Source organism: Lentimicrobium saccharophilum (assembly GCF_001192835.1).
Classification (GTDB): Bacteria; Bacteroidota; Bacteroidia; order Bacteroidales; family Lentimicrobiaceae; genus Lentimicrobium; species Lentimicrobium saccharophilum.
In genome coordinates this window covers 392,794-417,294 of the sequence record NZ_DF968183.1, presented here as the reverse complement: position 1 = coordinate 417,294, position 24,501 = coordinate 392,794, and the positions used below count along the sequence as shown (strand labels likewise).

Below are 24,501 nucleotides of genomic sequence, written 5' to 3'. Positions count from 1 at the left end.
TTAAGGTTTACCGAAGGTGATGGTATACCCGTAACTATTATTTCCGGCCGGTTTTCCGGCCGGTTTTTGCTTCTCATTTTCCTTAACGACCGAATAGGCAATAACAGGCACGGGAGCAGCCGGTAACCTGAAAAATATTCTGGTTCTCAGCGTACTTCTTACCCTGAAGCCGCGGTAGTATCCCTTTTTGTGTGTAATGAGTTCTTCTTCTAAATTCAAAGGTATTCATTTTTTTTGTTTCAATTGAGAATGAATGGCAGCGGAACGAAGGCGTAGCCGAAGTGGAGCTGCCATTCATTCTTCCCAGTGAAATTTGTTTTGTTCATAATCAATCTTAGGGATCTTCCTTTGGTATGCTGATCTGGTCATAGCCACATATCCTAAAAGAAGAATAGTGGCATCTGGCCCTGGTAAAGCGCCGCGCATTCTTGTTGTTCGTTTATAGTCTCTGTTGAGCCGTTCTATCCAGTTGGTAGAATAAAGCATATTATGGGTTCTATAATCATATCCGAGGTAGGTGAAATTTAATTTATAGCGGTTATTTTCTCCCATCCTTTTTATCGACGGATAGTATTTCCCCCATTTACTGCAGAATTCTAGCCATCGTTGATATCCTTTCTCAACGGTATCATTGCGATCTCCAGTTCTCAGCACTTCTTTTAAATCTTCTGCAACCAGCGCTTTGTCTTTAGGCTTAATGTGTTTGTTTACATTGCGTTGCAGATGAATTGCACAAAGTTGAATCTCAGTTTCCGGGAACTGTCTCCATATGGAATCCTCAATAGCAGTAAGGCTGTCACATACAATTAACCCAATCTCTTTTAATCCTCTTTCTTTAAGTGACTGTAGCACGACCTCCCAAGCATTGGCACTTTCAGTCGGGAAATTAATTACTGCAAGCACCTCCCGGGTTCGATCGGCCCTGACTCCCAAAATCGTGTAATATCCTTCTTTGCTAACATGGTCAATTCGTCGGGTATAGATAAAGGTAGCATCTATCATTATAATGGGATAATACGGCTCTAAAGGACGTTGTAACCATGTCTGTACATCATTGCGGGCATAGTCGAACATGCGGCTTATCTGACTTGTGCTGTATTCTTTTCCGTAGATATCGCCAAATATCTGGCCTACTTGCTCTGTGGTTAATCCAGCACCATATAAATTAAAGGCAAGTTTGCGGCATTCTTCTTCCTGATCACGTAAAAGGCTTAATAGTATCGGGTAAAACTGCCCGTTTCGGCTTCGTGGCACTCTAAGCTCAATAATTTTTCCCCGACCAAATGTCCTTCGAGGTCTATACCCATTACTCATATCGCCATTTGTGGCGTTATGTTCTTCTCGTTCTGCTCGCATCATTGCTTCCAGGCTGAGCTTCTGTAATTCCTGTAAACCATTCTCTTTTATGGCGATTTCTTCCAAAATCTTTGTAACTTGCTCTTGTGTAAAGTGTAGGTTTTTCATCTTCTAAATTTTTAAGTTTCGCAACCTTAAATTTAGAAAAATCTCACTTTACACACTTTTTGGGATAGTATCGAAGCCGCGGTTATGGGCCGGTTCATACTTCAGCAATGAAATGACCCTTACCGCTTCTTCATCACAGCCGTAACCTATCCCTTTTTTCACCAGAATATCCTCCACATTTCCATCATTGGTAACAGTGTAGCTGACATGTACCACACCTTCAACCTGTTTGTTGAGGGCTTCCTCAGGATACCTGAGGTTCCCGTTGATAAACTTTTTTAATGCCGCATTGCCACCCGGATATTCAGGTGCGGCAACGAATTTCTTATCCGTTTTCTTTTTTTCTGACATGGTTCAGGAAGCTTCAGCAACAAATTTATCAAAAAATATCATCAGATACGGAAAGGTTAAGATATCAGGGAGTCTGGATCCTGAACAGCCCGGTTGACAATATCTTTTACAAGGCCATGTTAAACAAGCCTCAGGCAACAGGCTTGTCTTTCCTTTACAACCAGTTCAGGCGTGAACTACAGTTCAAATAATAGTTTTGCTGATAATCGGCAAATTTCTATTTTTGCATTCCGGGACGAATTTCAAATGAAAGAAATTACCTAATTAAATTAATGCATATTTCACTAAAAACCAGTCTATGAGTTTCAGAATTATTGTGCTTGCCAAACAGGTGCCTGACACCCGAAATGTTGGGAAAGACGCGATGAAAGCGGATGGCACGGTAAACCGGGCAGCCCTTCCTGCTATTTTCAATCCCGAAGACCTCAACGCGCTGGAATTGGCGCTCAGGATTAAAGATCAGCGCAAGGACTGCGAAGTGATTATTCTGACCATGGGTCCTTTCAGGGCTGCAGAGATCATCAGGGAAGCCATGTATCGCGGAGCGGACCGGGGTTACCTGATTACTGACCGCAAATTTGCCGGCTCCGACACCCTGGCTACTTCCTATGCCATTTCTCTGGCAGTTAAGAAGCTGGAACCATATCATCTGGTTATATCGGGACGTCAGGCAATTGACGGGGATACTGCACAGGTTGGCCCCCAGACTGCAGAAAAACTCAGCCTTCCGCAAATCACTTATGCTGAAGAGATTACCGAAGTAAGTGAAAAACACATTGTGGTCAAACGCAGACTTGAGCGGGGAGTAGAAGTCGTTAAATCACCCCTTCCGGCGGCTGTTACCGTGCACAGTTCTGCTCCTGCCTGTCGGCAAAGGGTTGCCAAGTTACTGATGAAGTACAAACATGCCCGAACCGTAACAGAACTTCAGAATGAAACCAAGGATTACACAGAACTTTATGATCAGCGCCCGTATCTTCAGATAGACGAGTGGACGGTAGATGACCTGCATGCCGATGTTACCATGCTTGGCCTCTCAGGTTCCCCCACAAAAGTCAAGAAAATTGAGAATGTGGTGTTTGCGCACAAAGACTCAAAAGTTTTATCTGCTTCCGACGAGGATATCAACAACCTGATGAAAGACCTGATCGACAGCCATGTAATTGGTTAAGCAGGAAGTGTAAACCTTAAATTGAAAAGAACCGTGAATAATATATTTGTTTATTGCGAGCTTACTGAAGAAAAAACCATTGCCGATGTAAGTCTTGAGTTGCTGTCGAAGGGTCGCAGGCTGGCTACTGAACTTGGCGTAAAGCTTGAAGCAATTGTAATCGGATCTGATCTGAAGCGTATTGAAGATCAGGTATTTCCTTTTGGTGTGGATGTGGTTCATGTGGCTGACGACAATCGTTTGTTCCCTTATACCACGCTGCCGCATGCCTCTTTGGTGTTGCATATTTTCCATCACGAAAAGCCTGAAATAGCAATATTCGGAGCTACCTCCATCGGCCGTGACCTTGCACCGAGGATCGCTTCAGCCCTGCGTTGCGGTCTTACAGCAGACTGTACCAGTCTTGAAATAGGAGATCATTTCGAGAATAAAACCCAGACTGAATATAAGAATCTGCTGTATCAGATCAGGCCGGCTTTTGGCGGAAACATCATCGCTACCATTATCAATCCCGAGACCCGCCCTCAGATGGCTACCGTCAGGGAAGGGGTCATGAAAAAAGAAGTGTTTGATCCTAAGTATAAAGGACAGGTTAAGAAGGTAAATGCTTCCGCTGTGCTCAGGGATGAAGATTTTATGGTACAGATCATCGAGCGGCACATGGAAGCGAGCAAAATCAACATTAAAAACGCGCAGGTGATTATTGCCGGTGGGTATGGTGTTGGTTCGCGCGAAAACTTCCAGTTGCTTTATGATCTTGCCGATGTTTTGGGTGCGCAGGTTGGCGCTTCCAGGGCTGCAGTGGATGCCGGTTTTTCGGAACATGAAAGGCAGATAGGTCAGACCGGGGTAACCGTAAGGCCCAAACTTTACATTGCATGTGGTATCTCCGGGGCTGTTCAGCACAGGGCGGGGATGGACCAGTCAGCCCAGATTATCTCCATCAATACCGACCCCAATGCACCCATCAACCATATTGCCGATTATACAATTATCGGCAGTATTACTGATGTAATACCTAAAATGATAAGGTATTACAAGGCAAATTCAAAGTAAACCGGTATCCGGCAGATTTACAGTAATCACAAGCAATTCAGAAGAAAATGGCCAACTTTTATACTGACAACGAGAACCTTAAGTTTCATCTTACCCATCCTTTGATGGAAAAGATCGTGAAACTGAAAGAACATAATTATACCCAGAAAGAGCAGCATGATTATGCCCCGCTTGACCTTGAAGATGCCCTTGACAGTTATGATAAGGTGCTTGAGATCATAGGTGAGATTTCGGGAGACATCATAGCTCCCAATGCTGAAAGTGTGGATCATGACGGACCTCAGCTTATTGACAATGAGGTGGTATATGCCCGCGGGACGCAGGAAAACCATGATGCACTGGTAAAAGCCGGGATGATTGGCATGTCATTGCCGAGGGAATACGGGGGGCTGAACTTCCCGATTGTTCCCTATGTAATGTCAGCTGAGATCGTTTCACGGGCCGATGCCGGCTTCGCCAATATCTGGGGACTTCAGGACTGTGCAGAAACCATCCATGAGTTTGGTTCTGACGAAATCAAGAATGAGTACCTGCCCCGCTTCAACCAGGGAGCGACAGCGGCCATGGACCTTACAGAACCTGATGCCGGTTCCGATCTCCAGGCTGTTCAGCTTAAAGCAACCCTTGATCCTGCAACAGGAATCTGGTACCTTGATGGCGTAAAACGTTTTATCACGAATGGAGATGCCGACATTTCACTGGTTCTGGCCCGCTCTGAGCCCAACACCACCGATGCGCGCGGTCTTTCGCTTTTTGTATATGACCGCAAACACAAAGCTGTTAAAATCAGAAGGATAGAAAATAAACTGGGGATCAAAGGATCGCCCACCTGTGAACTTGTCTTTAAAAATGCCCCTGCAAAACTGGTTGGTGATACCAAGATGGGGCTGATCAAGTATGTAATGTCACTGATGAATTCGGCCCGGTTGGGCGTTGGAGCTCAATCGGTGGGTATTGCTGAGGCTGCCTGGCGCGAAGCGCTGAAATATGCGCAGGAGCGCGAACAGTTTGGCAAAGCCATTATCCAGTATCCGGCCGTATATGAGATGATCACCAATATGAAGGTGAAAACTGATGCCATCCGGACATTGCTCTACGAAACTGCCCGTTTTGTTGATATCTACAAGGCTTATACCTTTGCCGGTCACGAAAGGAAACTTGAACAGGCCGAGCGTGAAGAGTACAAGTATTATCTGAAACTGGCTGATGTTTTTACACCGCTATTGAAGCTTTTCTCCAGCGAGTATTGCAACCAGATTGCTTATGATGCCATTCAGATACACGGTGGTACAGGATACATGAAGGATTTCCCGGTTGAAAGAATTTACAGGGATGCCCGTATCACTACCATTTACGAGGGAACCTCGCAACTCCAGGTTGTGGCGGCCATCCGCGGTGTAGGCAATGGCGCTTACCTCAAAGCGATGCAGACCTATGCTGAAATCCAGGTAAAACCTGAATTGCAGTATATGAAATCGGTACTAGTAAAAATGACCGACCAGTATGCAAAAACGGTTGAAAAAGTCAACGAGTTTGAGGACACCGAATACCTTGATTACCATGCCCGCCGCCTGGTTGAGATGGCCGGTCATATCATCATGGGTTACCTGTTGCTGCTCGATGCCAACAGGAATGATGATTATACCAAATCGGCCGATATCTTTATCCGTATGGCACGTGCCGAAAATATAGCCAAAGTCGGCTTTATCAACCAGAGTCACCCCAAAGACCTGGGCGCCTTTAAACAGGTGTAATTACCGGGACCAAACCTTAATCACTGCTTGCAAAGCCGTTGTTCGATGCAACGGCTTTTTTGCGCAACTTATTATCTATCCCTGAGTTATAGAAGAAGATTATAAAATTAAGCCGGAATACTCAATACCCATTTGTGAATGTATCGGTTCAACAAGCAGCTGAATAATCAGAAAATTTTCGGGTACTTGCCGGGGTTATAATCGTGCATGATATTGTAAACGGCATCAAACACGTCCTCGGCGTTGGGATTGGAGAAATAATCCCCGTCAGTACTGTATGCCGCCCGGTGGGCCATTCCGGTGACAGTTCTTGGAGGTGCATCCAGGTAAAGATAACCGTTTTGTTCCTCCAGCACTTTTTGCATCATATAAGCGGTGGCCCCACCCGGCACGTCCTCATCGAAGAAGACAATCTTGTTGGTTTTCCGCAACGACTTCACAATTGTCTGGTCAATGTCGAAAGGTATAAGGGACTGCACATCGATCAGTTCGCAGGAGATATTGAAGGCTTTCAGTTGATCAACGGCATCTTCGGCAATGCGCACACACGATCCGTAAGTAACGATGGTGATATCAGTGCCCTGATGCAGTATTTCGGGATAACCGGGTGCTATGCGGTATTCCCCGATATTGGCAGGACGCTTTTCACGCAGCCGGTATCCGTTGAGGGGCTCGATAATGATGGCCGGTTCATCCGAAGCCAGCATGGTATTGTAAAATCCCGAAGCCTGGGTCATATTTCTCGGAACCAGCACATGCACACCACGTACAGAGTTGATGACCATGCTCAGGGGAGAGCCCGAGTGCCAGATCCCTTCGAGCCGGTGACCGCGGGTACTGATGATCATAGGTGCTTTCTGACCGCCTTTGGTCCGGTATTGAAGGGTTGCAAGGTCATCGCTGATCACCTGGAGCCCGTAAAGCAGATAATCGAAGTATTGTATCTCGGCAATGGGTCTGAACCCGCGCATGGCCAATCCGATTCCCTGACCGATGATGGTGGCTTCGCGGATCCCGGTATCAAAAATCCTGTTTTCGCCGTACTTTTCCTGCAGACCTTCCCATGTCTGGTTTACGCCGCCGATCTTTCCCACATCCTCGCCAAAAACAACCAGTTCAGGATATTTAGCCATCAAGGCATCAAAATTGTCCCTGAGGATCTCCCGGCCGGGTACCATCACCGATTTTTCGTCAAAGACGGGCTCAACTGAACTTACGTTACTGACCCGCTCGGCTGATTCACTGTACAGATAAGAGTTATATCGTCCGGCGTTGTCAGCCATCTCTTTTTCCAGCCAGTTGCTGACATTGATTTTGAGTGAATTCTGAGGATTGCTGCATGAATCACAGATTAACCTGAGAATTTTACGGGCAGATGAGATAATGTCTTTGCGGATGGGGTCGGCAATAAGGCGGAGATCCTCCTTAATGGATTCGATTTTGCTGGTTTTGGCGCAGTTGCAGGTAGTTACATCGGCCATTCGGAGGAACTCATCCCGTTTGGCCTTTACCGGATTCAGGTAGTTGTCCCAGGCAGCTTTACGCGCTTTCTTAACCCTTTCGGTGGCCAGATTTTCAATTTCCTCAATTTCCTCATTAGTGGCAATCCCTTCGGAAATCATCCATTCCCGCATGCGGGCAATGCCATCATACTCTTTTTCCCACTTCAGCCTTTCTTTTGATTTATAGCGCTCATGCGATCCGCTGGTCGAGTGACCCTGTGGCTGTGTCAGGCCTTTGATATGAAACAGCACGGGAACCTGCTCCCTGCGGCAGATTTCAATGCCTTCGCGATAGACACTTATCAGCCCGGGATAATCCCATCCGTCAGCAGAATAAATAAGGTACCCGGGGTTGTTTTCATCCCTTTCAAATCCCCTGAGAATCTCTGAAATACTCTGTTTGGTGGTTTGATATTTATTTGGTACGGATATTCCCCAACCGTCATCCCATACCGAGATGGCCATGGGTACCTGAAGAACACCGGCCGCGTTGATGGTTTCAAAAAAATGTCCTTCTGATGTGGAAGCGTCACCGATAGTACCAAATGCCACTTCATTGCCTTCAATGGAAAAACCTTTCAGTATGGATTTTTCACCGGATTTTCTGTATAATTTAGAAGCCAACGCCAGGCCGAGCAACCTGGGCATTTGCCCGGCAGTGGGGGAGATGTCGGCCGAACTGTTCTTCTGCAGCGTAAGATCTTTCCACGTCCCGTCTTTATCGAGGCTGCGGGTGGCAAAATGATTGTTCATCACCCTTCCGGCAGTACCGGGATTAAATGTGTCGTCAGTATCTCCGTATATCTGTGCAAAGAATTCTTCAAGGTTCATCATACCTGTCGCCAGCATAAAGGTCTGATCTCTGTAATACCCTGAACGCCAGTCACCGTTCCGGAATGCTTTTGCCATTGCCAGCTGGGGGATCTCTTTTCCGTCACCAAAAATTCCGAATTTTCCCTTCCCTGTGAGAACTTCACGCCTCCCCGTGAGGCTTGCCTGCCGGCTTTCATAAGCTATCCGGTAATCATTCTTTACTTCGTTGATATATTCTTTCTTCAGTGCGGTCATTTCTTTCAGGCTGGCAGATTTCATAGCATCCGGCTTTATGAGTAATAATTTTCTTTATGCAGTTCTGGTGTTCTTAACAAAGATCGGGATTATTGGTTCAGCGTAATCTTTTGCGGGAATTATTTTGCAGCGATGCAAATCAAGATTTACCTGTATGGAATTCCATAGTAATCATTGCGTCTGGAAATACAGTTTTCAACCATTACAATCAGCATATAATGCGGTGTGTTATCAAGCATTTCCCTGTTGATTCCGCAGTTTCTGATCAGTTCATCTATCTCATCATCGGTGCTGATCCCGAACCGATGGCTGAGTATTTCGGCTGATATAATGTTTAGAAAATCACTTCTCAATGTATTTTGCTTCAGGATTTCAGCCATTTTCCGGCGCTGTCTGGCTTCCTTCGAAAAATTGTCATAAATTAACGAGAATGGCCCGGGCAGCAACAGACCACCTTCAGGATTCTCATATTTTCTCCGGAAAGGTTCAGCGGGTAGTTTAAGTTTTTTCAGCACAATCTCCTGGGGCGTCTTCATGGTGATAAATTCCCGGCGGAATTCGGGGTACGTCAGCGGGTAAGGCCGGATCTCGACTCCGGGAATCATCAGGGTATCTTCAAATAGAGTGATTTTTATACTGTAATTCAATGAGGTGAGGTTTACCGGAATCCTGAACAGAAAAGCTTTATAACCAATCATGGTAACCTTAAGCGTGTCATTCCTGGCAAGCACCAGTGAAAACTCCCCACGAAAATCAGTAAACGTGCCGTAGTTTCTGTGCAGGTTCCTGGCATGAGCGCCAACCAGCGCTTCTCCGGTAACGCTGAATACCGATCCCTTGAGCATAATATAAGACTGAGCTTCAAGCGCCCCAGTGTTTAGCAGAAGCAGTGCAACAATCAGAAAATGCCTGAATCCGGTCATGTACATTGTATCTTTGCAAATTTACCCTGCAAGGCAGGCTGTGTCAGTTAATTAATGTTAAAGTTAGCTGAAAAAAGTTAAATTGATTGTAAGATTGCCATAGCCTGTTTCAGCTTTTTGAACATTAGTTAAACAATCGTGTTTATACCCCCGCAAGGCTGCTGAATGCCTGAAAAAACAATAACTTAAACTAAAAAAAGAGAAAAATGACAAAAATTGGTAAAATCCTCGGACTTTTATTGGTAACAGGAATCATCGCATCATGTGGCGGCCCTCAGGGTGAGAAAGCTGCAACCGGTGAGGCGCAGGATGTAACTGTAAAAAGCGGAGATGTGACCCTTCCGGTTGATCTTGCCGCATCAAATGTGGAATGGGTAGGTACCAAACCGACCGGTCAGCATAATGGCACAGTGAATATTTCAGCCGGAGAAGTGATGCTGAAAGATGGTGAAATCGTCGGCGGTAAATTTACCATTGATCTGAATTCAATTGTTGTACTTGATCTTACAGATCAGGAAATGAATGCCAAACTGTTAGGCCATCTGAAATCGGCTGATTTCTTTGAAGTGGAGACCTATCCCACAGCAGTCTTCGAAATTGCTTCTGTTGCAGCTGTCAGCGGAAATCCTGAAGCCAGCCACAACATCACCGGAAACCTGACAATGAAAAATATAACCAAAAGTGTCACTTTTCCAGCAATGGTCAATGTCAGCGATAACGGTGTAACTGCCACAACCCCGGCATTTATTATTGACCGCACTGAGTGGAATGTTCAGTACGGATCAAAGAAACTTTTCGATAACCTTAAGGATAATTTCATCCATGACGAGATGTCATTGAAAATTAATCTGAAGGCTGAAATTTAATAAACAGTTTGAAAGTGGTAGCCTCCGAATGGGGGCTATTTTTTTTCTTTCTGCAAGCAAATGCATCATCAGCAGGTAACGAAAAGCTCCCTGAAGATTTAATAATTCTCAGCAAGTATCTCAAAATATGCCTGCGGATGCTCACAGCCGGGGCAATTTTTCAATGCCCGCTCGCTTTCGTATATCAATCCGCATTTCCGGCAGATCCATTTCACTTTTTTTTCACGTTTGAAAACCTTGCCTTCTGCGATATTGTCAGCCAGGGCATAAAACCTTTCGGAATAAAACTGTTTAATCCTTCTGAAGAGCTTGAATTTTGTGGCAATACGCTTGAATCCTTCTTCCCAGGCGATACGTTCATACTCTTCAAACACACTTCGCGATTCATCAAGTTCAGTTATGGCCGCTTCCCTGAGGCATTCAAGGGTTGGCCCGATGCCCTTGTTCGTGAAAGGTATCATAATATCCAGGTTGCTTCCTTCCAGGAACTTATACATGGTTTTCGTATGGGAACGCTTCTGTTCAGCCACTTCAAGCAAAATGGCTGCAACCTGTTCAAAACCTTCCCGCCTGGCCTGTTTCGAAAAAATCTCATATTTTCTGATGTTTGCTGATTCTGAAAAAAATGCCCTGGCAAGGTTTTTTTCTGTAAGACTTCCTTTTAATGTTTCCATGGATGATTTCATTTAATCCACACCCCGGCTTCTGATCGAGGCATAGAAGGATTCTGATCGGAATAAAGAATTCTGATGCGTGTTTTCTGATCAACTTCAGGCACTTCTGTAAAGATAAAAATAAAAAAAAAGCCACTTGAGAACAAGTGACTCTTTAATGCAGGATATCAGATTTAATTTTCTATCCAGTTCACAACTTTTTCTGATAGCGGGCTTTCCCGCGGGCTCAGATAATCAAACAGATTTCCGTTCTCATCAATCATAAACTTCTGGAAATTCCATGAAACCTCTGCATCAAGTTTACCGTTTTCTGATTTTTGTGTCAGCCAGCTGTAAATGGGATCGATATCTTTGCCTTTCACGGATATCTTCGACATCATCGGGAAAGTAACACCATAGTTAAGTTCGCAGAATTCCGCAATTTCCTCGTTTGTACCGGGTTCCTGTCCCATGAAGTTATTGGCAGGGAAACCAATGATCACAAAATTACGGTCGCTGTATTGTTTATACAAAGTTTCAAGGTCTTTATACTGAGGGGTAAGACCACATTTGGAAGCTGTATTGACCACCAGTACCTTTTTTCCTTTCAGGGTTGAGAGGTCAAATTCCTTTCCGTCAATGGTTGTAGTTTTGAAACTGTGAAAATTTTTCTGTGCCATGACAGAGAAACCGGTCAGCAAAAATAAGCAGATAGTTAAAAGCAGGTTTTTCATATTGTTTGTTTTTTTAATGAACGCCGGACCTCAGGTTTTGTTCAGGATGTACATTTTTTCTTTAGACAATAATTTGGATTGCACTCCTTACCTTTGCACCCATGAAGCTGATCATAAATTATCTGTCCCGGAGACATGGGTTGAACAACTTGCAGGCTGGTGAGAAACAGACATTCAGGCTTCATCTGGGCTATACCCTCCTTGATAATTTTGTTGCAGGGGTGCTTACCCTCAATGAATTTGTATTTCTGAAGAGCCTGCACGGGTCATCCTATCAGCTTAGTTTTCTGTTTCAGTTCTCAGTACTTGTTTTTATTTTTCTGATCTTCATTTCCGAATGGCTGAAAAGGATGCATGACAAGCCTAAGCTGATCAGGATCACCGGACTGCTTACACGCGCCCCTCTTGCCATTCTGCTTTTTTTTCCGCGCAGTTCAGGGGTTATAGAGGCAAATCCACTATATCATTATGTATTTCTGGGCCTTTTTCTAATTTATTATATGGGCAATCCGGTGATTTTTCCGACCATTAACCTGTTTCTCAAGAATAACTACCGTCATGAGCACTTTGGGAAGCTATACAGTCTGGCCACTGTTTATGGTAAAGTGCTGATGCTGGTCACCGCCTTTGCCTACGGTATGCTGCTTGATTATGACAAGAATTCATACACTTATGTGTTTGCCCTGGCTGCATTGGCAGGTGTTATTTCCACCTACCTCTTGTCGAAAATTCAATACGTCGAAGAGAAAGTTGAACCGGCGGAAAACAGTTTCTGGCAAAATGTAAAAACTTCGGCCCTCGGTATGCGCCGTATCATGAGGGAAAATGTCCCCTTCAGGCATTTTGAGCTGGGGTTTCTATTTTATGGTTTTGCATTTATGAGCACAGTTACCGTGATGACCATCTTTTTTGAAAGACAGCTTGGATTGAACTACTTCAGTGTGGCAACCTATAAAAACAGCTACAATATTATTGCTTTGTTTCTTATTCCTTTTTTCGGAAGAACGTTGGGGAAAATTGATCCCCGGAAATTTGCCGCCATCACATTTGCATCCATTATGCTTTACCTGCTGAGCCTGGTGCTTACGGCCTATTTTCCGCAAAACATACAGCTGGGTAATTTCAGGTTATTTTACAGCATGATCCCGTTTGTATTGTTTCATGCAGTTTTTGCCGCTACCATGTCATTGCTCTGGAACATCGGATCTGCTTATTTCTGTAAGCCACACGAGGCCGGAGAATACCAGTCGGTACACTTGTTTCTGACAGCCACACGCGCCGTATTTGCCCCATTACTCGGAGTCCTGTTTTATGAATTGTTTGGCTTTGTTTTTACTTTCAGTCTTGGGGCCGCTTCTCTTTTTATTGCCATCCTGATCATGATATGGTCTTACCGGCGCGATAAAGCCATTTAACCGATCTGATCAGTCAAAGGATAGCACCCGGGAATTTTACAAACCTGGCCCCTTGCATCAATCGAAAATCAGGCTATAATACCGTTCGATCCTCCCGGCCAACTCATCAAGAGAGATATACTTGCTGACCCTGAAAGTCTCTTTTCCGTCAAAAAAAGCTATGATCGTCGGACTGGCAAACACATTGTTTGATGCTGCCATCAATGGATGCAGGGCTACATTGATATAGGCATGTTTCATCTTTGGAAACTCCCCTGAAATCAACTGCTCCACTTTGGGCCGCAAGGCCACACAGGGCGCGCAGCTATCATTGAAAAAATATAAAAGCAGGGCAGTGGATGAAGACACAAGCGTGTTAAGTTCTTCCGGATTTCTGATTTCAATTTTCATAAGACAAAAGTAGCTTTAATAATTCTGGATGCGACTGATTCGGGAGTTATCCCGTGAAATCGTTATTTGGTATTGAAAGCCTGCTTACCTGCGGAAAACAACTTTAACCGATTGGCCTTTATTCATGCCGGCCATGATCAGTGTATGTTCGTGACCGTTTCTGAAAAAGGCTTTCAGGGTGGTCAGCGCGATGGATCCTTCGTCTTCGGCAAAGAATGTATAAGTGACTTCATTTTCATCTTTACCGATGTTAAATCTGAAAGATTTAACTTTATTGGTAATCTCAAGTCCGCTCACGATTCTCTCATTGTTTTTCAGGATGGTTATCTTATCACCGTCCTGAAAACGGTCGTCTACCAGATCTATCTGAATCTGATCATCATGCAGCTTCATTGTCTTGACCGAGCCTGGCGTTACTTCAACCACATTGCGCACCCAGGTGGCTGTATCAACAGGTTTACCTTCCGCTTTTTCCCGGACGGAGTCAGACATTGGAAGTTCTCCAAATGCTTTCTCTACTTTTGCCGATAACTGTTCGATTTTTTCTTCTGTCATCATCAGAATGGTTCCGGATGCGCAGATTACCAGAGGATCGGCACTTTTTGAGGTAAACTTTCCGGTATAAACGGACTGCCCGGCCTTTTTTTCAAAAGTTCCGGTTACTTTCATCAGACAGAATTCTTCAGCCGGGGTTTTTGATTTTGTGGATTCAATGAAATGTTCTTCAAATTCCAGGACCTTGGTTTTGGGATTATATGTCCCTGAAATTCTGGCTTTTGTTTCTTCTTTGCCATTGCGGTCGCTCACCGAATATCCTGTAAGGGTGTTTTTGTTCCCAAGCTGATAAATAATAGAGTAACTCATTACTTCAGTCCTGTCAAGCACAATGGCGCCGGTAAGGGTCATTTGCTGGGCAAATGCATGATGACACAAATTCAGAAATATAATCAATGAAAGAATGATCCTGCTGTTTTTATTCATTACCTTTAACCCGTAAATCCTATGTTAAACTTAATCTTGTAAAATTATGAAAATCTTTAAACCCGGAATGACCATTACCATGCTTCTGGTAATATTTATGTTAGGATTTGTGAATGTTGCAGATGCAGCTTTTGCCGGCAAAAAGAGCCAGGCTCTTACCGAATCGTTAGCCCCGGCTGCATCCATGGAAGCCCCTGCCGCACCGGCCGCTGATACCGAAACCCTGCTGCTTGTGATTCTTTGTTTTATTCTTCCTCCATTGGCTGTTTTTCTGAAATATGACGATGCCGGAACCCCGTTTATTGTAAACCTCATTCTGACGCTGTTCTTCTGGATTCCGGGTGTGATCCATGCCTTATATCATGTGCTTAAATAAAAAGCCCTGATTTTTGGGAACCTGAACTTAAACACATATTGTTTCCCTGACCTGCCCGTATCTGATGCGATACGGGCAGTTTTTTCCGGTTACTGTTTCTTTGATGAGCAACATTGCCGAAACATTTATTATTGGCACCTACTGAATGAAGTGGCCGGATTTTATTAAGGAATAGTGGTTTACGCCCGGTCGGCTATAATTTTTCAGATATTCCCATGCTGAAAAGTGCAAAATCATACTTGACCGGATCAACAGGGTCGAAACTGCGGAGCACCTGATCGATTTCCTCTACCGCTTTCCAGTCATTCTGTGCACGTCTCATAATCCCCAGCCTGCGGGCGACATTTCCTACATGCAGATCGAGCGGGCAGCAGAGCTGAGCAGGGGAAATCAGTTTCCAAAGTCCGAAATCAACGCCTTTGGCATCATGCCTTACCATCCACCGCAGAAACATATTCAGCCTTTTGGCGGTACTACCCGATGCCGGATTGGCCAGGTGTTTCTCAGAGCGCGGCAGGTGAGGGGTTTCAAGAAAAAGTTCCCTGAAGCGCAAAAGGCTGTTATAAACATTCTGATCTCCTGATCTGAGGCCTGCGGCAAAGGCCTGCTCGAGTCCGCCATGCAAACGGTAAATATTTTTGAGTGAAGCGATAAAGAACAGGCTGTCATCGGCATTGAACGTCCGGTGAACAAATGCAGAAATTTGCTTTAAATCAGCAGGTCCGGCATTCATTACAAAATCGTAAGGCGCATTATCCATCAGCTCCATCAGCCTGAAACCGTTTCTTACAATCGAAACCCGCTGCCCCCAGGCTATGGTAGCCACAAGAAACCCTGCGATCTCAATATCCGCTCTGTCAGTAAATGCATGAGGAATACTGATGGGGTCAGCATGGATAAAATCGACCCTGTTGTAATATTCGGCCTTTGCATCGAGCAGAGACTTAAGTTCTTTGGTATTCATTTGACAAAATTAAGTGAATAGAACACATACCGGTTATTCTGAAAAAAACGGACCTGCTGTTTTGCAGCAGGTCCGGATGATTGGTGTGTGTGTGAAAAGGAAATCTAATTCAGCAGATGCACTGATTTGATGATTTCTTTGCCTTTACCGATGGCTTTCTCGTTTTCGGGAATCATTCCGTGGTGGCGCTTGGGAAGGGATTTCTCAAGTCCTTTACGGATAAATTCCGGCTGTACAATAGGTTTCAGTTTCAGGAAACCTCCGAGTACCACCATATTAAACACCTTTGTCAGGCCCATTCGTGCTGCCTCATCGGCTGCTTCTATCTGGTAGATATTGATATCCTGACGCTGAGGATGACGCGTGATTCCGTTTGGGTCATAAATCAGCAGGCCTCCGGGCTTCACAGATTTCTCAAATTTGTCCATTGACTGCTGATTAAGAATAATCGCGGTATCAAACTGATTAACAATGGGTGAGCTGATACGTTCATCGCTGATGATGACGGTTACGTTGGCTGTACCTCCGCGCATTTCAGGACCATAGGAAGGCATCCAGCTTACTTCCTTATTTTCCATCACGCCGGAATAGGCCAGAATCTTTCCCATTGAAAGGACGCCCTGTCCTCCGAATCCTGCTATAATGATTTCTTCTGTCATTGCTTTTACTTTTTAATTTTTAAACCGGAATGGTCGACTCTGTCTGTAACTGCCGGATGTTACCGGCATTTCAGTTAGTCATTCACCTTGATATCGCCCAACGGGTAGAAGGGGAACATGTTTTCTACCATCCATTCGTTGGCCTGAACGGGATTCATTTTCCAGCCTGAGTTGCAGTTCGATACGATCTCTACGAATGAGAGGCCTTTATTCAGTTTCTGATTTTCGAAAGCCTTCCGGATCGCCTTTTTGGTTTTTCGCACATTCGCCGGGGTATGCACTGCCTGACGGGTTACATAAATGGTGCCGGGGAGTTGGGCAACCAATTCAGTCATCTTTAAGGGGTTACCCATCATATGAACATCCCTGCCGTAAGGCGATGTGGATGATTTCATCCCGGGAAGGGTGGTGGGCGCCATTTGGCCTCCGGTCATCCCGTATATACCGTTGTTGATGAAGATAATTACAATATTCTCACCCCGGTTACAGGCGTGGATGGTTTCGGCAGTGCCGATGGCAGCCAGGTCACCGTCGCCCTGGTAAGTGAAAACAAATTTATCGGGATTCAACCTCTTCACCGCGGTGGCCAATGCCGGGGCACGACCATGAGCGGCTTGCTGCATGTCGATGTTCATAAACTCATAGGCAAGCACAGAGCAACCTACCGGTGCAATGCCGATGGTTTTATCCTGTATGTCCATTTCTTCCAGCACTTCCATCACTATTCGGTGGGCAGTGCCATGACCGCATCCAGGACAATAACTCAGCGGTTTGTCAGTGAGCAATTCGGTTTTCTTATATACAAGATTCTCCGGTTTACGGATATCTTCTTTGGTTATTTCAGCCATAGCATTATCCTCCGATTATTTTTGTTTGCATTGCTTCAACCACTTCGGTGGGAGAGGGGATGATACCGCCCATTCTGCCGAAATGCTCAACTTTTACCCTGCAGCCGACTGCAAGTTTTACATCCTCAATCATCTGTCCGGCGCTCATTTCAACAGTCAGGATTCCTTTTACCTGATCAGCCAGTTTGGAAATGATTTCAGTTGGAAAGGGGAAAAGGGTAATGGGGCGCAACAATCCGACTTTGATACCATCCGCTCTCAGTACGTCAACAGCCTTCTGGCTGATACGTGCACTAGTACCATAAGCAACAATAAGGTAATCAGCATCTTCACAGCTGATCATCTCATAGCGGGTTTCCTGCTCCTGCATCAGTTTGTATTTAGCCTGGAGTGCATGGTTGTGCAATTCCTGTTTTGCCGAGTCAAGATCCAGTGAGGTAATGATATTGCGCTCCCTGTCTTTGGTTTTTCCGGTGGTTGCCCAGGGCGTGTTTTTGATGATCTCTTCTTCGGTAAAACGCGGACGCTGCTCATCCAGCTCCACTTTCTCCATCATCTGCCCGATAGCGCCATCGGATAGTACCAGCACAGGATTGCGGTACTTAAAGGCCAGGTCAAAACCCAGGCGTGCAAAGTCAGCCATTTCCTGTACGGATGAAGGTGCAAGCACGATCATGCGGTAATCACCATGTCCGCCGCCTTTTGTTGACTGGAAATAGTCAGATTGTGAAGGCTGAATGGTTCCCAGTCCAGGACCCCCGCGAACAACGTTCAGGATAACGCAGGGCAGTTCGGCACCGGCAATGTAAGAAATTCCTTCCTGTTTAAGACTGATTCCGGGGCTTGATGAGGAGGTGAGCACCCGCTTGCCGCAAGCGGCACCGCCATAAACCATATTGATGGCAGCCACTTCACTCTCTGCCTGAAGAACCACCATTCCGGTGCGCTCGTGAGGCTTTTCAGCCATCAGGTATTCCATCACCTCCGACTGGGGGGTTATCGGGTAACCAAAGTACCCATCAGCACCAGCGCGGATGGCTGCTTCGGCAAAGGCTTCATTGCCTTTCATTAATCTGAGTTCTTTCATAAACCTTAAAAATTAAAATTCTTACTCAATTTTCTTCCTGTAAACCGTAATCACCCCGTCAGGGCAAACAATAGCGCAATTGGCACATCCGATGCACTCTTCATTTACAGATTCGGCATAGTGATAACCCTTGCCGTTCACATTTTTCGACAATGCAATCACATCATTGGGACAAGCAGGAATACATACGCCGCATCCTTTGCACTTCTCAATGTCGATTACAATGTCACCTTTTACTTTTGCCATGGTCTATATGAGTTTGGTTTTGATCGTTATGATGCAGCGAAATTATAGATTTTTATCCAATCCGGACTCCGCAAACGTTTGCAAAATAACTAAAAAGGCGCAATTTATAATCCTTTTAAACAACCTGCTCAGATCATTCTGATTTCAGAATGGCAGGCTGGAGCATTTTCAGGAATTATGCTCGTGAAACTTTTTGAGGCGTGCTTCAAGCGCTGGAAACTGATCGGGATGAACCAGTGAAACACAGGCCCTTAACCCTTCGAGATGCTCGCTGCCGGTGATGGCCAGTGAAATGGCACTGATGCCGTAATAGATCAGTTCTTCAATCAGCTGTTCACCCGAATATCCGGGATAAGCAATGGTAAAGTAGAACCCATCAGCAATCGGCTTGTCCACATCGGTATCATAAACGATATGGAATCCGTTGTCGGTAAACATCTTTTTCATGGCATGAGCCTTCTCGCCATAAATCTTTACTTCGTCAATAAAGTTAAAACTACCGTCGTTGGCAGCTTTCAGCATGGCCGCCAGGGCATATTGCGCCGAGTGAGCCGTTCCGGAACTCAATGCATATACAGTCCCGAAGATCATCGCCCTGCCGAAAATGTCAACATTATAATATTTCCTCAATCCCTCAACCTTCCGTCCAAACAGATCATTGGAAATGACCATCATCCCGATACGCTGGCCGGCATAGCTGAATACCTTTGAACTGGAAATAAACAGAATATAGTTATTGGTATACTTTGCCACGGTAGGTTGATAGGGTGGTACGCCAGGTCTGGAATAGTCCTTGCGGAAATCCATACCGAAGTAAGCCAGATCCTCACAAATCACAACATTATATTTGTTGGCCAGCTCACCGATGGTCTTAAGTTCTTCATCGGTAAAGCATATCCAGGATGGATTATTGGGGTTCGAATACAACACCGAATGGATGTTACCTTTCGAAAAATACGATTCCAGTTTGTCACGCAATTTGTCGCCACGGTAATCATATACATCAAAACTTTCAAATTTCTGGCCCAACACCCTGTGCTGCTGCTTATGTACCGGGAATCCCGGATCAATAAAAAGGGTGGTGTCACGCTCAGGCGACATACGCGATAGCGTGAGAAATGCCGCAAAACTACCCTGCATAGACCCTACGGTGGGGATACAGGCCTCAGGTTTTACTTCTATGTCCAGAAAATTCTTTACAAACTTTGAAATCTCATTCTTTAGCTCAGGTGTACCGTCAATGTCAGGATATATTGCAGCAACTCCCTTCCTTAATGCTTCAATTTCTGCATTGGTTCCAATTTCCGAAGGAGCCATACCCGGAATACCCATCTCCATCCTTACAAACCGGTCGCCGGTTTCCCTTTCGATGTTATCAACCAACCGCTTGATTTCCCTGATGCTAGCCTTGCCGACACTTGCCAGCCCCATTTCCTTCACTTTTCGCGTCACCACTTCATAATTGACCGGAGTGTCATGCCTGAAAATCTCTTTCATAGTAATATTTTGTTTTTGGTTTTTAATCCAAAGGGAGACTGATGCAATCTGGTTTTGATCACCACAAGACCTGATTTACAAATCATTGCATGTCAATATTTTAAACTTCAGGTCTGACTTAGTGTATTCAAAACAGCAGGGCTGAACCGGGTGGCAAGTTATAGATTTGCCTCAACATGGCAAGGCGATTCATGAAAAAAATATTCCGGGAATTACATTAAAAAATATTCAGCTTCAAACCGGCTTAGCGTCCTTTGAGCGAGGCCATGGCCAGGATAGTACCCAGCGCAATGCCGAGGAGGGCCGCGAAAAGTACCTGATAATCAACCGGTAATAGAAACGTGATTGTATGAGCGGGATACCAGAAAAAAGGAATGGTCTTTTTGAACACGAAGTTCCACTGCACATCCCAGTTCAGGTTTGTAATGATTCCCCTGAAATCAATGGGTGTAAATAACCCACCCAATGTCCCTCCGGTTTTCAGGATGTGGGTGTCCGTAATCTTATGCAGGGTCATCATTACCGGGGCATAAATCGTGTTCATAAATACACTGATGCAGAATGCAACAAACAGTTTTGATACGGAAAATCCCTCCTGCATCACTGCACCGGCTTTTTCAAAGCCCATATAGCTGAGGAATGAAATTGTTCCCGAACTGAAAATTACAAAGGCCAGCTTGATGGTCAACCCCAGAAAGCCCCACACTATGGCACGCGGCAGAATACCAAAACCGGGCGAATTATATTTGCCGGTTTTGATCCGCAAACCGATTACTTCGCCAAGCGTAGCCAGGATGGCGAACTTTACGAAACTCATGATCATGCCGTGGGCTGAATTGAAGCTGTTGTAAGCATCATAAACAGCCGGGAAAACAAAAAACGGCAGGAAAAACAGGATCAGGGCCGAAATAAACAGCGGGTCGTTGCGCTTCATATTGATTGATGATGACAAATTTCCGGCAAAGGTAGGGAAATTGGCCTGCTGTGAAAATTTAGCACAGAAATCCCTGCGGGGTCTGATTTATCTAAGACTCTTCCTTAAAAAACAGCCTGTAGTAATCCATTCCGCGTTCTTCATCATAACCTTTCTCAATGTTGTTGCGGTTCCCGTGGATGTAGATATGGAAGTTCTTATCCAGTTTGATAACGCTTTTGTAAACCCTGGCCTGTTTGCGGACCGCCTGCCCGGAAATATCAAAATCATCATTGATTCTCATGTCCCTTTCCACTTCGAAATCACGCCGGTATTCATTGAATGTCTGTATCACCTCAGGTTGTTCAAATACCTCACTCACAAATTCCTCCATTACAAAATTGTCATTCTCCCTGAAGAACTTCATAGATTTATTCAGCAGCTCCGCCTGTCCCGGCCGGTCAATTTCAAAAGTTTCAGGTAACTTTTCAGTTACAAAATTCCTGCAAAGGGTCAGCGTTTGGCTGGTCTGAAAAAACTGATCATTCCGCTGCCTGACTTTCAGGAAATCATCCATCCAGTAGAGGGCGTCATTACCCTTGCTCAGGTTGTCGACGGATGCCACCACAAAACCGTTTTCACGTTCTCTGTTAAAGATCAGGCAACCTTTATCCAGCTTGTTGATATTTATACCATCCTCATGTTCAATGGTAAAATTGTCGCCATCAGGATATACTTTCAGAAAGGTTTCTTTCGATTCGGACTTGAATATTCCAATGGCATCAAGCGCTTGTCCGTCGAGTTCAAGATTCTGAAAATATGATATATAGAGTTCCCCCGGCCTAACTTTCGGATGAGACGAGCACTCATATAAATGGTTGGCCAGATTTACCGAGTTCAGGTAAAAACTGCCTGGATCATCAAATATGGCAGCCGAAAAATGGAAAACTTCATTGAGGCTAAGATCCGCATCATGATAGAAATTGAAATACTCCTGCTGCTTAAAAGGGAACAGAAAATACCTGATAAGCAGATCCCTGATTGTCTCATTGAGCTGAACGGGTGATTTTGAGAATTTTATTCCTTCTTCCTTTCCTTTGTTCCCGGTTTTATGAATGACCAGACGGTGGAGATTGGCACTTTCACTTATAATCATTGCGCTGATATTTAGTAAGATACGGATAATTGGATCGTTTTGCAATGATAAGATAATTATACCAATGAAGGCTTTAAAGTTTTCTGCTAGTCCCGGTAATTGATGTATTTATATTCGAATACTGCTTATAGTGTTTTTAAATGGTTGAATACCAGCACTTTTTTTTCAATCTTTCAGGACAACTATTGGGTTAACCAAAAGCATATCATTTCTATTGCCTGAAGGATTCCCTGTCGATGCCTGTTTTACCGATAATACGGTCAAAGATTGTATTTTAGCCGGCGCAAATGCATGAATCTCATGAAAACACTTACCAGGGAGCAACAACAGTTGTTTGATTCCGAAACTGCGGGACTGGCTCACGGCTATTACAACGTTTCGGATGAGTTTCTGCGGACCAATGGTTTTGAAATGGTTCGTTGTCATGAAATGGCTAACCTCAGGGGTGATGAAGCAGAACTTGAAGTCTATGAAGACGGCCAAGGCCTCAAAATTATCATACTCTGTGTTACTCAGGTGACAGCTTCGGAAGGCGACCTTTTGCATATATCATGCTACTTCACTCCCGGGTTATTGCCGCTGATTGAGCAAGAGATCAGCAGATATTCCAATCAGTCAAAAAAATGAATAACAATTAATTAAAGATAGCATCTAAACAAAAACTTCAACTAATGAAAAAGCGATTTGCACTCATACTGCCATTTATTTTCCTGTCAATTTTTCCGGCCGTATCCTGTACGAATTATCTGGTAACCAGAGGTGCTTCCACCGATGGAAGTACGATGGTAAGCTATGCGGCCGACTCGCACATCCGTTATGGAGAACTTTACTGGCGTCCGGCTGCTGACTGGCCCGAAGGCAGTATGGTTACCCTCTACGATCGCGGGACCGCAAGGCCCCTGGGCGAAATACCACAGTTGCCGCACACTTACCAGGTGATTGGCTTTATGAATGAGCATCAGGTAGCGATGGGCGAAACCACCTTTGATGGCCGTCCTGAACTGCAGGATTCCACCGGCATTGTTGATTACGGCAGCCTGATGTTTCTGGCGTTACAACGAGCCGGAACCGCCCGCGAAGCCATTAAGGTAATTGCAGATCTGGTTGAGCAATTCGGCTATGCCAGTACCGGTGAATCATTCTCCATCGGCGACCCCAACGAAGTATGGATTATGGAGATTATCGGCAAGGGAACACGTTTGGAGCTGAATAAAAAAACGAAAAAGATGATCAATGCCGACAAGGGTGCTGTCTGGGTTGCCGTGCGCATACCCGACGGGTATGTTTCAGCCCATGCCAACCATGCCCGGATCACGCAATTCCCTTTGGATAACGGCAAGACATCTATCAGCAGTAAGAATTTCAAGCTGCTGAATCAACCTGATATTGAAGTTATTTACAGTCACGATGTCATCTCCTTTGCCCGCCGGAAGGGCTATTTTACCGGCAAAGATGATGAATTCAGTTTCAGCGATGTTTATGCCCCGCTGAATTTTGGCGCTGCCCGCTTCTGTGAATTAAGGGTTTGGGCCATGTTTAACCATGTGAACAGCGGTATGCAGAAGTACTTTGATTATGCAGCCGGCGCCATTGAAAAGGAGAGAATGCCCCTTTACATTAAACCTGACCGCAAACTGAGTGTGCAGGACCTGATGAACTTCAAGCGCGATTACCTTCAGGGAACGGAACTCGATATGTCGCGGGATATCGGGGCCGGAAACTTCGGTCTGCCATACCGCTGGCGGCCATTGACCTGGAAATATGAAGGAGAGGAGTATTTTAACGAGCGGGTAACTGTAACGCAGCAGACAGGCTTCTCTTTTATTGCCCAGATGCGCAACTGGCTGCCTGATCATATCGGGGGCATTTTCTGGTTCGGGGTTGATGATGCCGGATCAACTGTCTACATGCCTTTTTATTGCGGGATTCAAAAAGTGCCGCATTGCGTGGCGGAGGGCAACGGAGATATGCTTACCTATTCCGAAACGGCTGCTTTCTGGGTTTTTAACCGGGTTGCCCATTTTGCTTACCTTTTTTATAACCGGGTAATGCCTGACCTTAAAAAACTTCAGCAGGAACTTGAAACCCGTTTCGCCGGAGAAATTCCTGCGATTGACAAAAAAGCACTCGCGCTTTACAAATCAGATCCTGAAAAAGGTAGGGAAGTTCTTACGGCATACTCCACCGAAACAGCAGAATCTACAGTTAGCAGATGGCGAAAGCTTGGCGAATTTCTCCTGGTAAAATACCTCGATGGCAACGTTAAAAAGGAAAAGGACGGTGAATTACTGCGCAACCCGTGGGGATATCCACTGTCTCCATCTTTCCCCGGCTATCCGGATAGCTGGAAACAGCAGGTGATTGATCAAACCGGGGATAAACTCAAAACCCCGGCCGGACAGTAAAAGCCGGTATTCTGACTGGACA

25 protein-coding genes are annotated in these 24,501 nt (G+C 45.1%); 8 read left to right on the top strand and 17 right to left on the bottom strand.

What is annotated here, in order from left to right:
* From TBC1_RS13635 to TBC1_RS13625, 3 genes are all read right to left on the bottom strand, one after another.
* The gene (locus TBC1_RS13635; RefSeq protein ID WP_062044022.1) at positions 1–219 is read right to left on the bottom strand and encodes a hypothetical protein; all 219 of its coding nucleotides are present in this window, start codon (positions 217–219) and stop codon (positions 1–3) included.
* A 75-nt stretch (positions 220–294) separates the two neighbouring features.
* Positions 295–1,464 carry an IS256 family transposase gene (locus tag TBC1_RS13630; protein ID WP_062037726.1) on the bottom strand — a complete coding sequence of 390 codons (1,170 nt, stop codon included), beginning with the start codon at positions 1,462–1,464 and terminating at the stop codon, positions 295–297.
* 48 nt (positions 1,465–1,512) lie between these two features.
* Complete coding sequence (locus TBC1_RS13625; protein WP_062044018.1) at positions 1,513–1,815, bottom strand: energy transducer TonB; 303 nt, start codon at positions 1,813–1,815, stop codon at positions 1,513–1,515.
* 298 nt (positions 1,816–2,113) lie between these two features.
* On the opposite strand from TBC1_RS13625, the gene TBC1_RS13620 reads away from it, so the two are divergent.
* From TBC1_RS13620 to TBC1_RS13610, 3 genes are read left to right on the top strand one after another with little or no spacing between them, the layout of a single operon-like run.
* A complete protein-coding gene (locus TBC1_RS13620) occupies positions 2,114–2,986 on the top strand; it encodes an electron transfer flavoprotein subunit beta/FixA family protein (protein ID WP_062044014.1) in 873 nt (290 codons plus the stop codon).
* Positions 2,987–3,019: 33 nt separating this feature from the next.
* Positions 3,020–4,042 carry an electron transfer flavoprotein subunit alpha/FixB family protein gene (locus TBC1_RS13615; protein ID WP_062044011.1) on the top strand — a complete coding sequence of 341 codons (1,023 nt, stop codon included), beginning with the start codon at positions 3,020–3,022 and terminating at the stop codon, positions 4,040–4,042.
* Between the two features lie 47 nt (positions 4,043–4,089).
* Positions 4,090–5,796 carry an acyl-CoA dehydrogenase family protein gene (locus TBC1_RS13610; RefSeq protein ID WP_062044009.1) on the top strand — a complete coding sequence of 569 codons (1,707 nt, stop codon included), beginning with the start codon at positions 4,090–4,092 and terminating at the stop codon, positions 5,794–5,796.
* A 167-nt stretch (positions 5,797–5,963) separates the two neighbouring features.
* Here the strand turns inward: TBC1_RS13610 and TBC1_RS13605 are convergent, their stop codons facing one another.
* Both TBC1_RS13605 and TBC1_RS13600 read right to left on the bottom strand, forming a co-directional pair.
* Positions 5,964–8,390 carry an alpha-ketoacid dehydrogenase subunit alpha/beta gene (locus tag TBC1_RS13605; RefSeq protein WP_062044006.1) on the bottom strand — a complete coding sequence of 809 codons (2,427 nt, stop codon included), beginning with the start codon at positions 8,388–8,390 and terminating at the stop codon, positions 5,964–5,966.
* Between the two features lie 122 nt (positions 8,391–8,512).
* On the bottom strand, positions 8,513–9,289 hold the full coding sequence (locus TBC1_RS13600) for a carboxypeptidase-like regulatory domain-containing protein (RefSeq protein WP_062044003.1): 777 nt from the start codon (positions 9,287–9,289) through the stop codon (positions 8,513–8,515).
* Between the two features lie 206 nt (positions 9,290–9,495).
* On the opposite strand from TBC1_RS13600, the gene TBC1_RS13595 reads away from it, so the two are divergent.
* A complete protein-coding gene (locus TBC1_RS13595) occupies positions 9,496–10,155 on the top strand; it encodes a YceI family protein (RefSeq protein WP_062044000.1) in 660 nt (219 codons plus the stop codon).
* Between the two features lie 98 nt (positions 10,156–10,253).
* On the opposite strand, the gene TBC1_RS13590 is transcribed toward TBC1_RS13595, so the two are convergent.
* Both TBC1_RS13590 and TBC1_RS13585 read right to left on the bottom strand, forming a co-directional pair.
* On the bottom strand, positions 10,254–10,829 hold the full coding sequence (locus TBC1_RS13590) for a rubrerythrin family protein (RefSeq protein ID WP_062043997.1): 576 nt from the start codon (positions 10,827–10,829) through the stop codon (positions 10,254–10,256).
* Between the two features lie 173 nt (positions 10,830–11,002).
* A complete protein-coding gene (locus TBC1_RS13585; protein WP_062043995.1) occupies positions 11,003–11,542 on the bottom strand; it encodes a glutathione peroxidase in 540 nt (179 codons plus the stop codon).
* A gap of 101 nt (positions 11,543–11,643) precedes the next feature.
* On the opposite strand from TBC1_RS13585, the gene TBC1_RS13580 reads away from it, so the two are divergent.
* Positions 11,644–12,957, top strand: a complete 1,314-nt coding sequence (locus tag TBC1_RS13580) for an MFS transporter (RefSeq protein WP_062043993.1) — start codon at positions 11,644–11,646, stop codon at positions 12,955–12,957.
* A 57-nt stretch (positions 12,958–13,014) separates the two neighbouring features.
* Here TBC1_RS13580 and TBC1_RS13575 read toward each other — a convergent pair whose 3' ends face one another.
* Together TBC1_RS13575 and TBC1_RS13570 are read right to left on the bottom strand one after the other, a co-directional pair.
* A complete protein-coding gene (locus TBC1_RS13575) occupies positions 13,015–13,347 on the bottom strand; it encodes a thioredoxin family protein (RefSeq protein ID WP_062043991.1) in 333 nt (110 codons plus the stop codon).
* An 84-nt stretch (positions 13,348–13,431) separates the two neighbouring features.
* Complete coding sequence (locus TBC1_RS13570; RefSeq protein ID WP_062043988.1) at positions 13,432–14,328, bottom strand: hypothetical protein; 897 nt, start codon at positions 14,326–14,328, stop codon at positions 13,432–13,434.
* Positions 14,329–14,374: 46 nt separating this feature from the next.
* On the opposite strand from TBC1_RS13570, the gene TBC1_RS18100 reads away from it, so the two are divergent.
* Positions 14,375–14,704 (top strand): YqaE/Pmp3 family membrane protein, encoded by a 330-nt coding sequence (locus tag TBC1_RS18100; protein WP_201781693.1) that lies wholly within the window; start codon positions 14,375–14,377, stop codon positions 14,702–14,704.
* A gap of 193 nt (positions 14,705–14,897) precedes the next feature.
* Here the strand turns inward: TBC1_RS18100 and TBC1_RS13560 are convergent, their stop codons facing one another.
* From TBC1_RS13560 to TBC1_RS13525, 8 genes are all read right to left on the bottom strand, one after another.
* Complete coding sequence (locus TBC1_RS13560; RefSeq protein WP_062043985.1) at positions 14,898–15,668, bottom strand: TIGR02757 family protein; 771 nt, start codon at positions 15,666–15,668, stop codon at positions 14,898–14,900.
* 104 nt (positions 15,669–15,772) lie between these two features.
* Complete coding sequence (locus TBC1_RS13555; RefSeq protein WP_062043982.1) at positions 15,773–16,327, bottom strand: 2-oxoacid:acceptor oxidoreductase family protein; 555 nt, start codon at positions 16,325–16,327, stop codon at positions 15,773–15,775.
* Positions 16,328–16,401: 74 nt separating this feature from the next.
* Positions 16,402–17,166, bottom strand: coding sequence for a thiamine pyrophosphate-dependent enzyme (locus TBC1_RS13550; RefSeq protein WP_062045577.1), 765 nt, complete (start codon positions 17,164–17,166; stop codon positions 16,402–16,404).
* A gap of 13 nt (positions 17,167–17,179) precedes the next feature.
* Entirely contained in the window at positions 17,180–18,262 is a 1,083-nt protein-coding gene (locus TBC1_RS13545; protein ID WP_062043979.1) for a 3-methyl-2-oxobutanoate dehydrogenase subunit VorB, read from the bottom strand.
* Between the two features lie 21 nt (positions 18,263–18,283).
* Positions 18,284–18,508, bottom strand: coding sequence for a 4Fe-4S dicluster domain-containing protein (locus TBC1_RS13540; RefSeq protein WP_062043975.1), 225 nt, complete (start codon positions 18,506–18,508; stop codon positions 18,284–18,286).
* A gap of 168 nt (positions 18,509–18,676) precedes the next feature.
* Entirely contained in the window at positions 18,677–20,005 is a 1,329-nt protein-coding gene (locus TBC1_RS13535; RefSeq protein ID WP_062043972.1) for an aminotransferase class I/II-fold pyridoxal phosphate-dependent enzyme, read from the bottom strand.
* Positions 20,006–20,249: 244 nt separating this feature from the next.
* The gene (locus tag TBC1_RS13530) at positions 20,250–20,939 is read right to left on the bottom strand and encodes a hypothetical protein (RefSeq protein WP_062043969.1); all 690 of its coding nucleotides are present in this window, start codon (positions 20,937–20,939) and stop codon (positions 20,250–20,252) included.
* Positions 20,940–21,030: 91 nt separating this feature from the next.
* Positions 21,031–22,074, bottom strand: coding sequence for a nucleoid-associated protein (locus tag TBC1_RS13525; protein ID WP_062043966.1), 1,044 nt, complete (start codon positions 22,072–22,074; stop codon positions 21,031–21,033).
* A gap of 300 nt (positions 22,075–22,374) precedes the next feature.
* Between TBC1_RS13525 and TBC1_RS13520 the strand changes: the two genes are divergently transcribed.
* Together TBC1_RS13520 and TBC1_RS13515 are read left to right on the top strand one after the other, a co-directional pair.
* On the top strand, positions 22,375–22,701 hold the full coding sequence (locus TBC1_RS13520) for a hypothetical protein (RefSeq protein WP_137305732.1): 327 nt from the start codon (positions 22,375–22,377) through the stop codon (positions 22,699–22,701).
* Positions 22,702–22,745: 44 nt separating this feature from the next.
* Positions 22,746–24,479 (top strand): dipeptidase, encoded by a 1,734-nt coding sequence (locus TBC1_RS13515; protein WP_062043959.1) that lies wholly within the window; start codon positions 22,746–22,748, stop codon positions 24,477–24,479.
* Positions 24,480–24,501 lie beyond the last annotated feature (22 nt).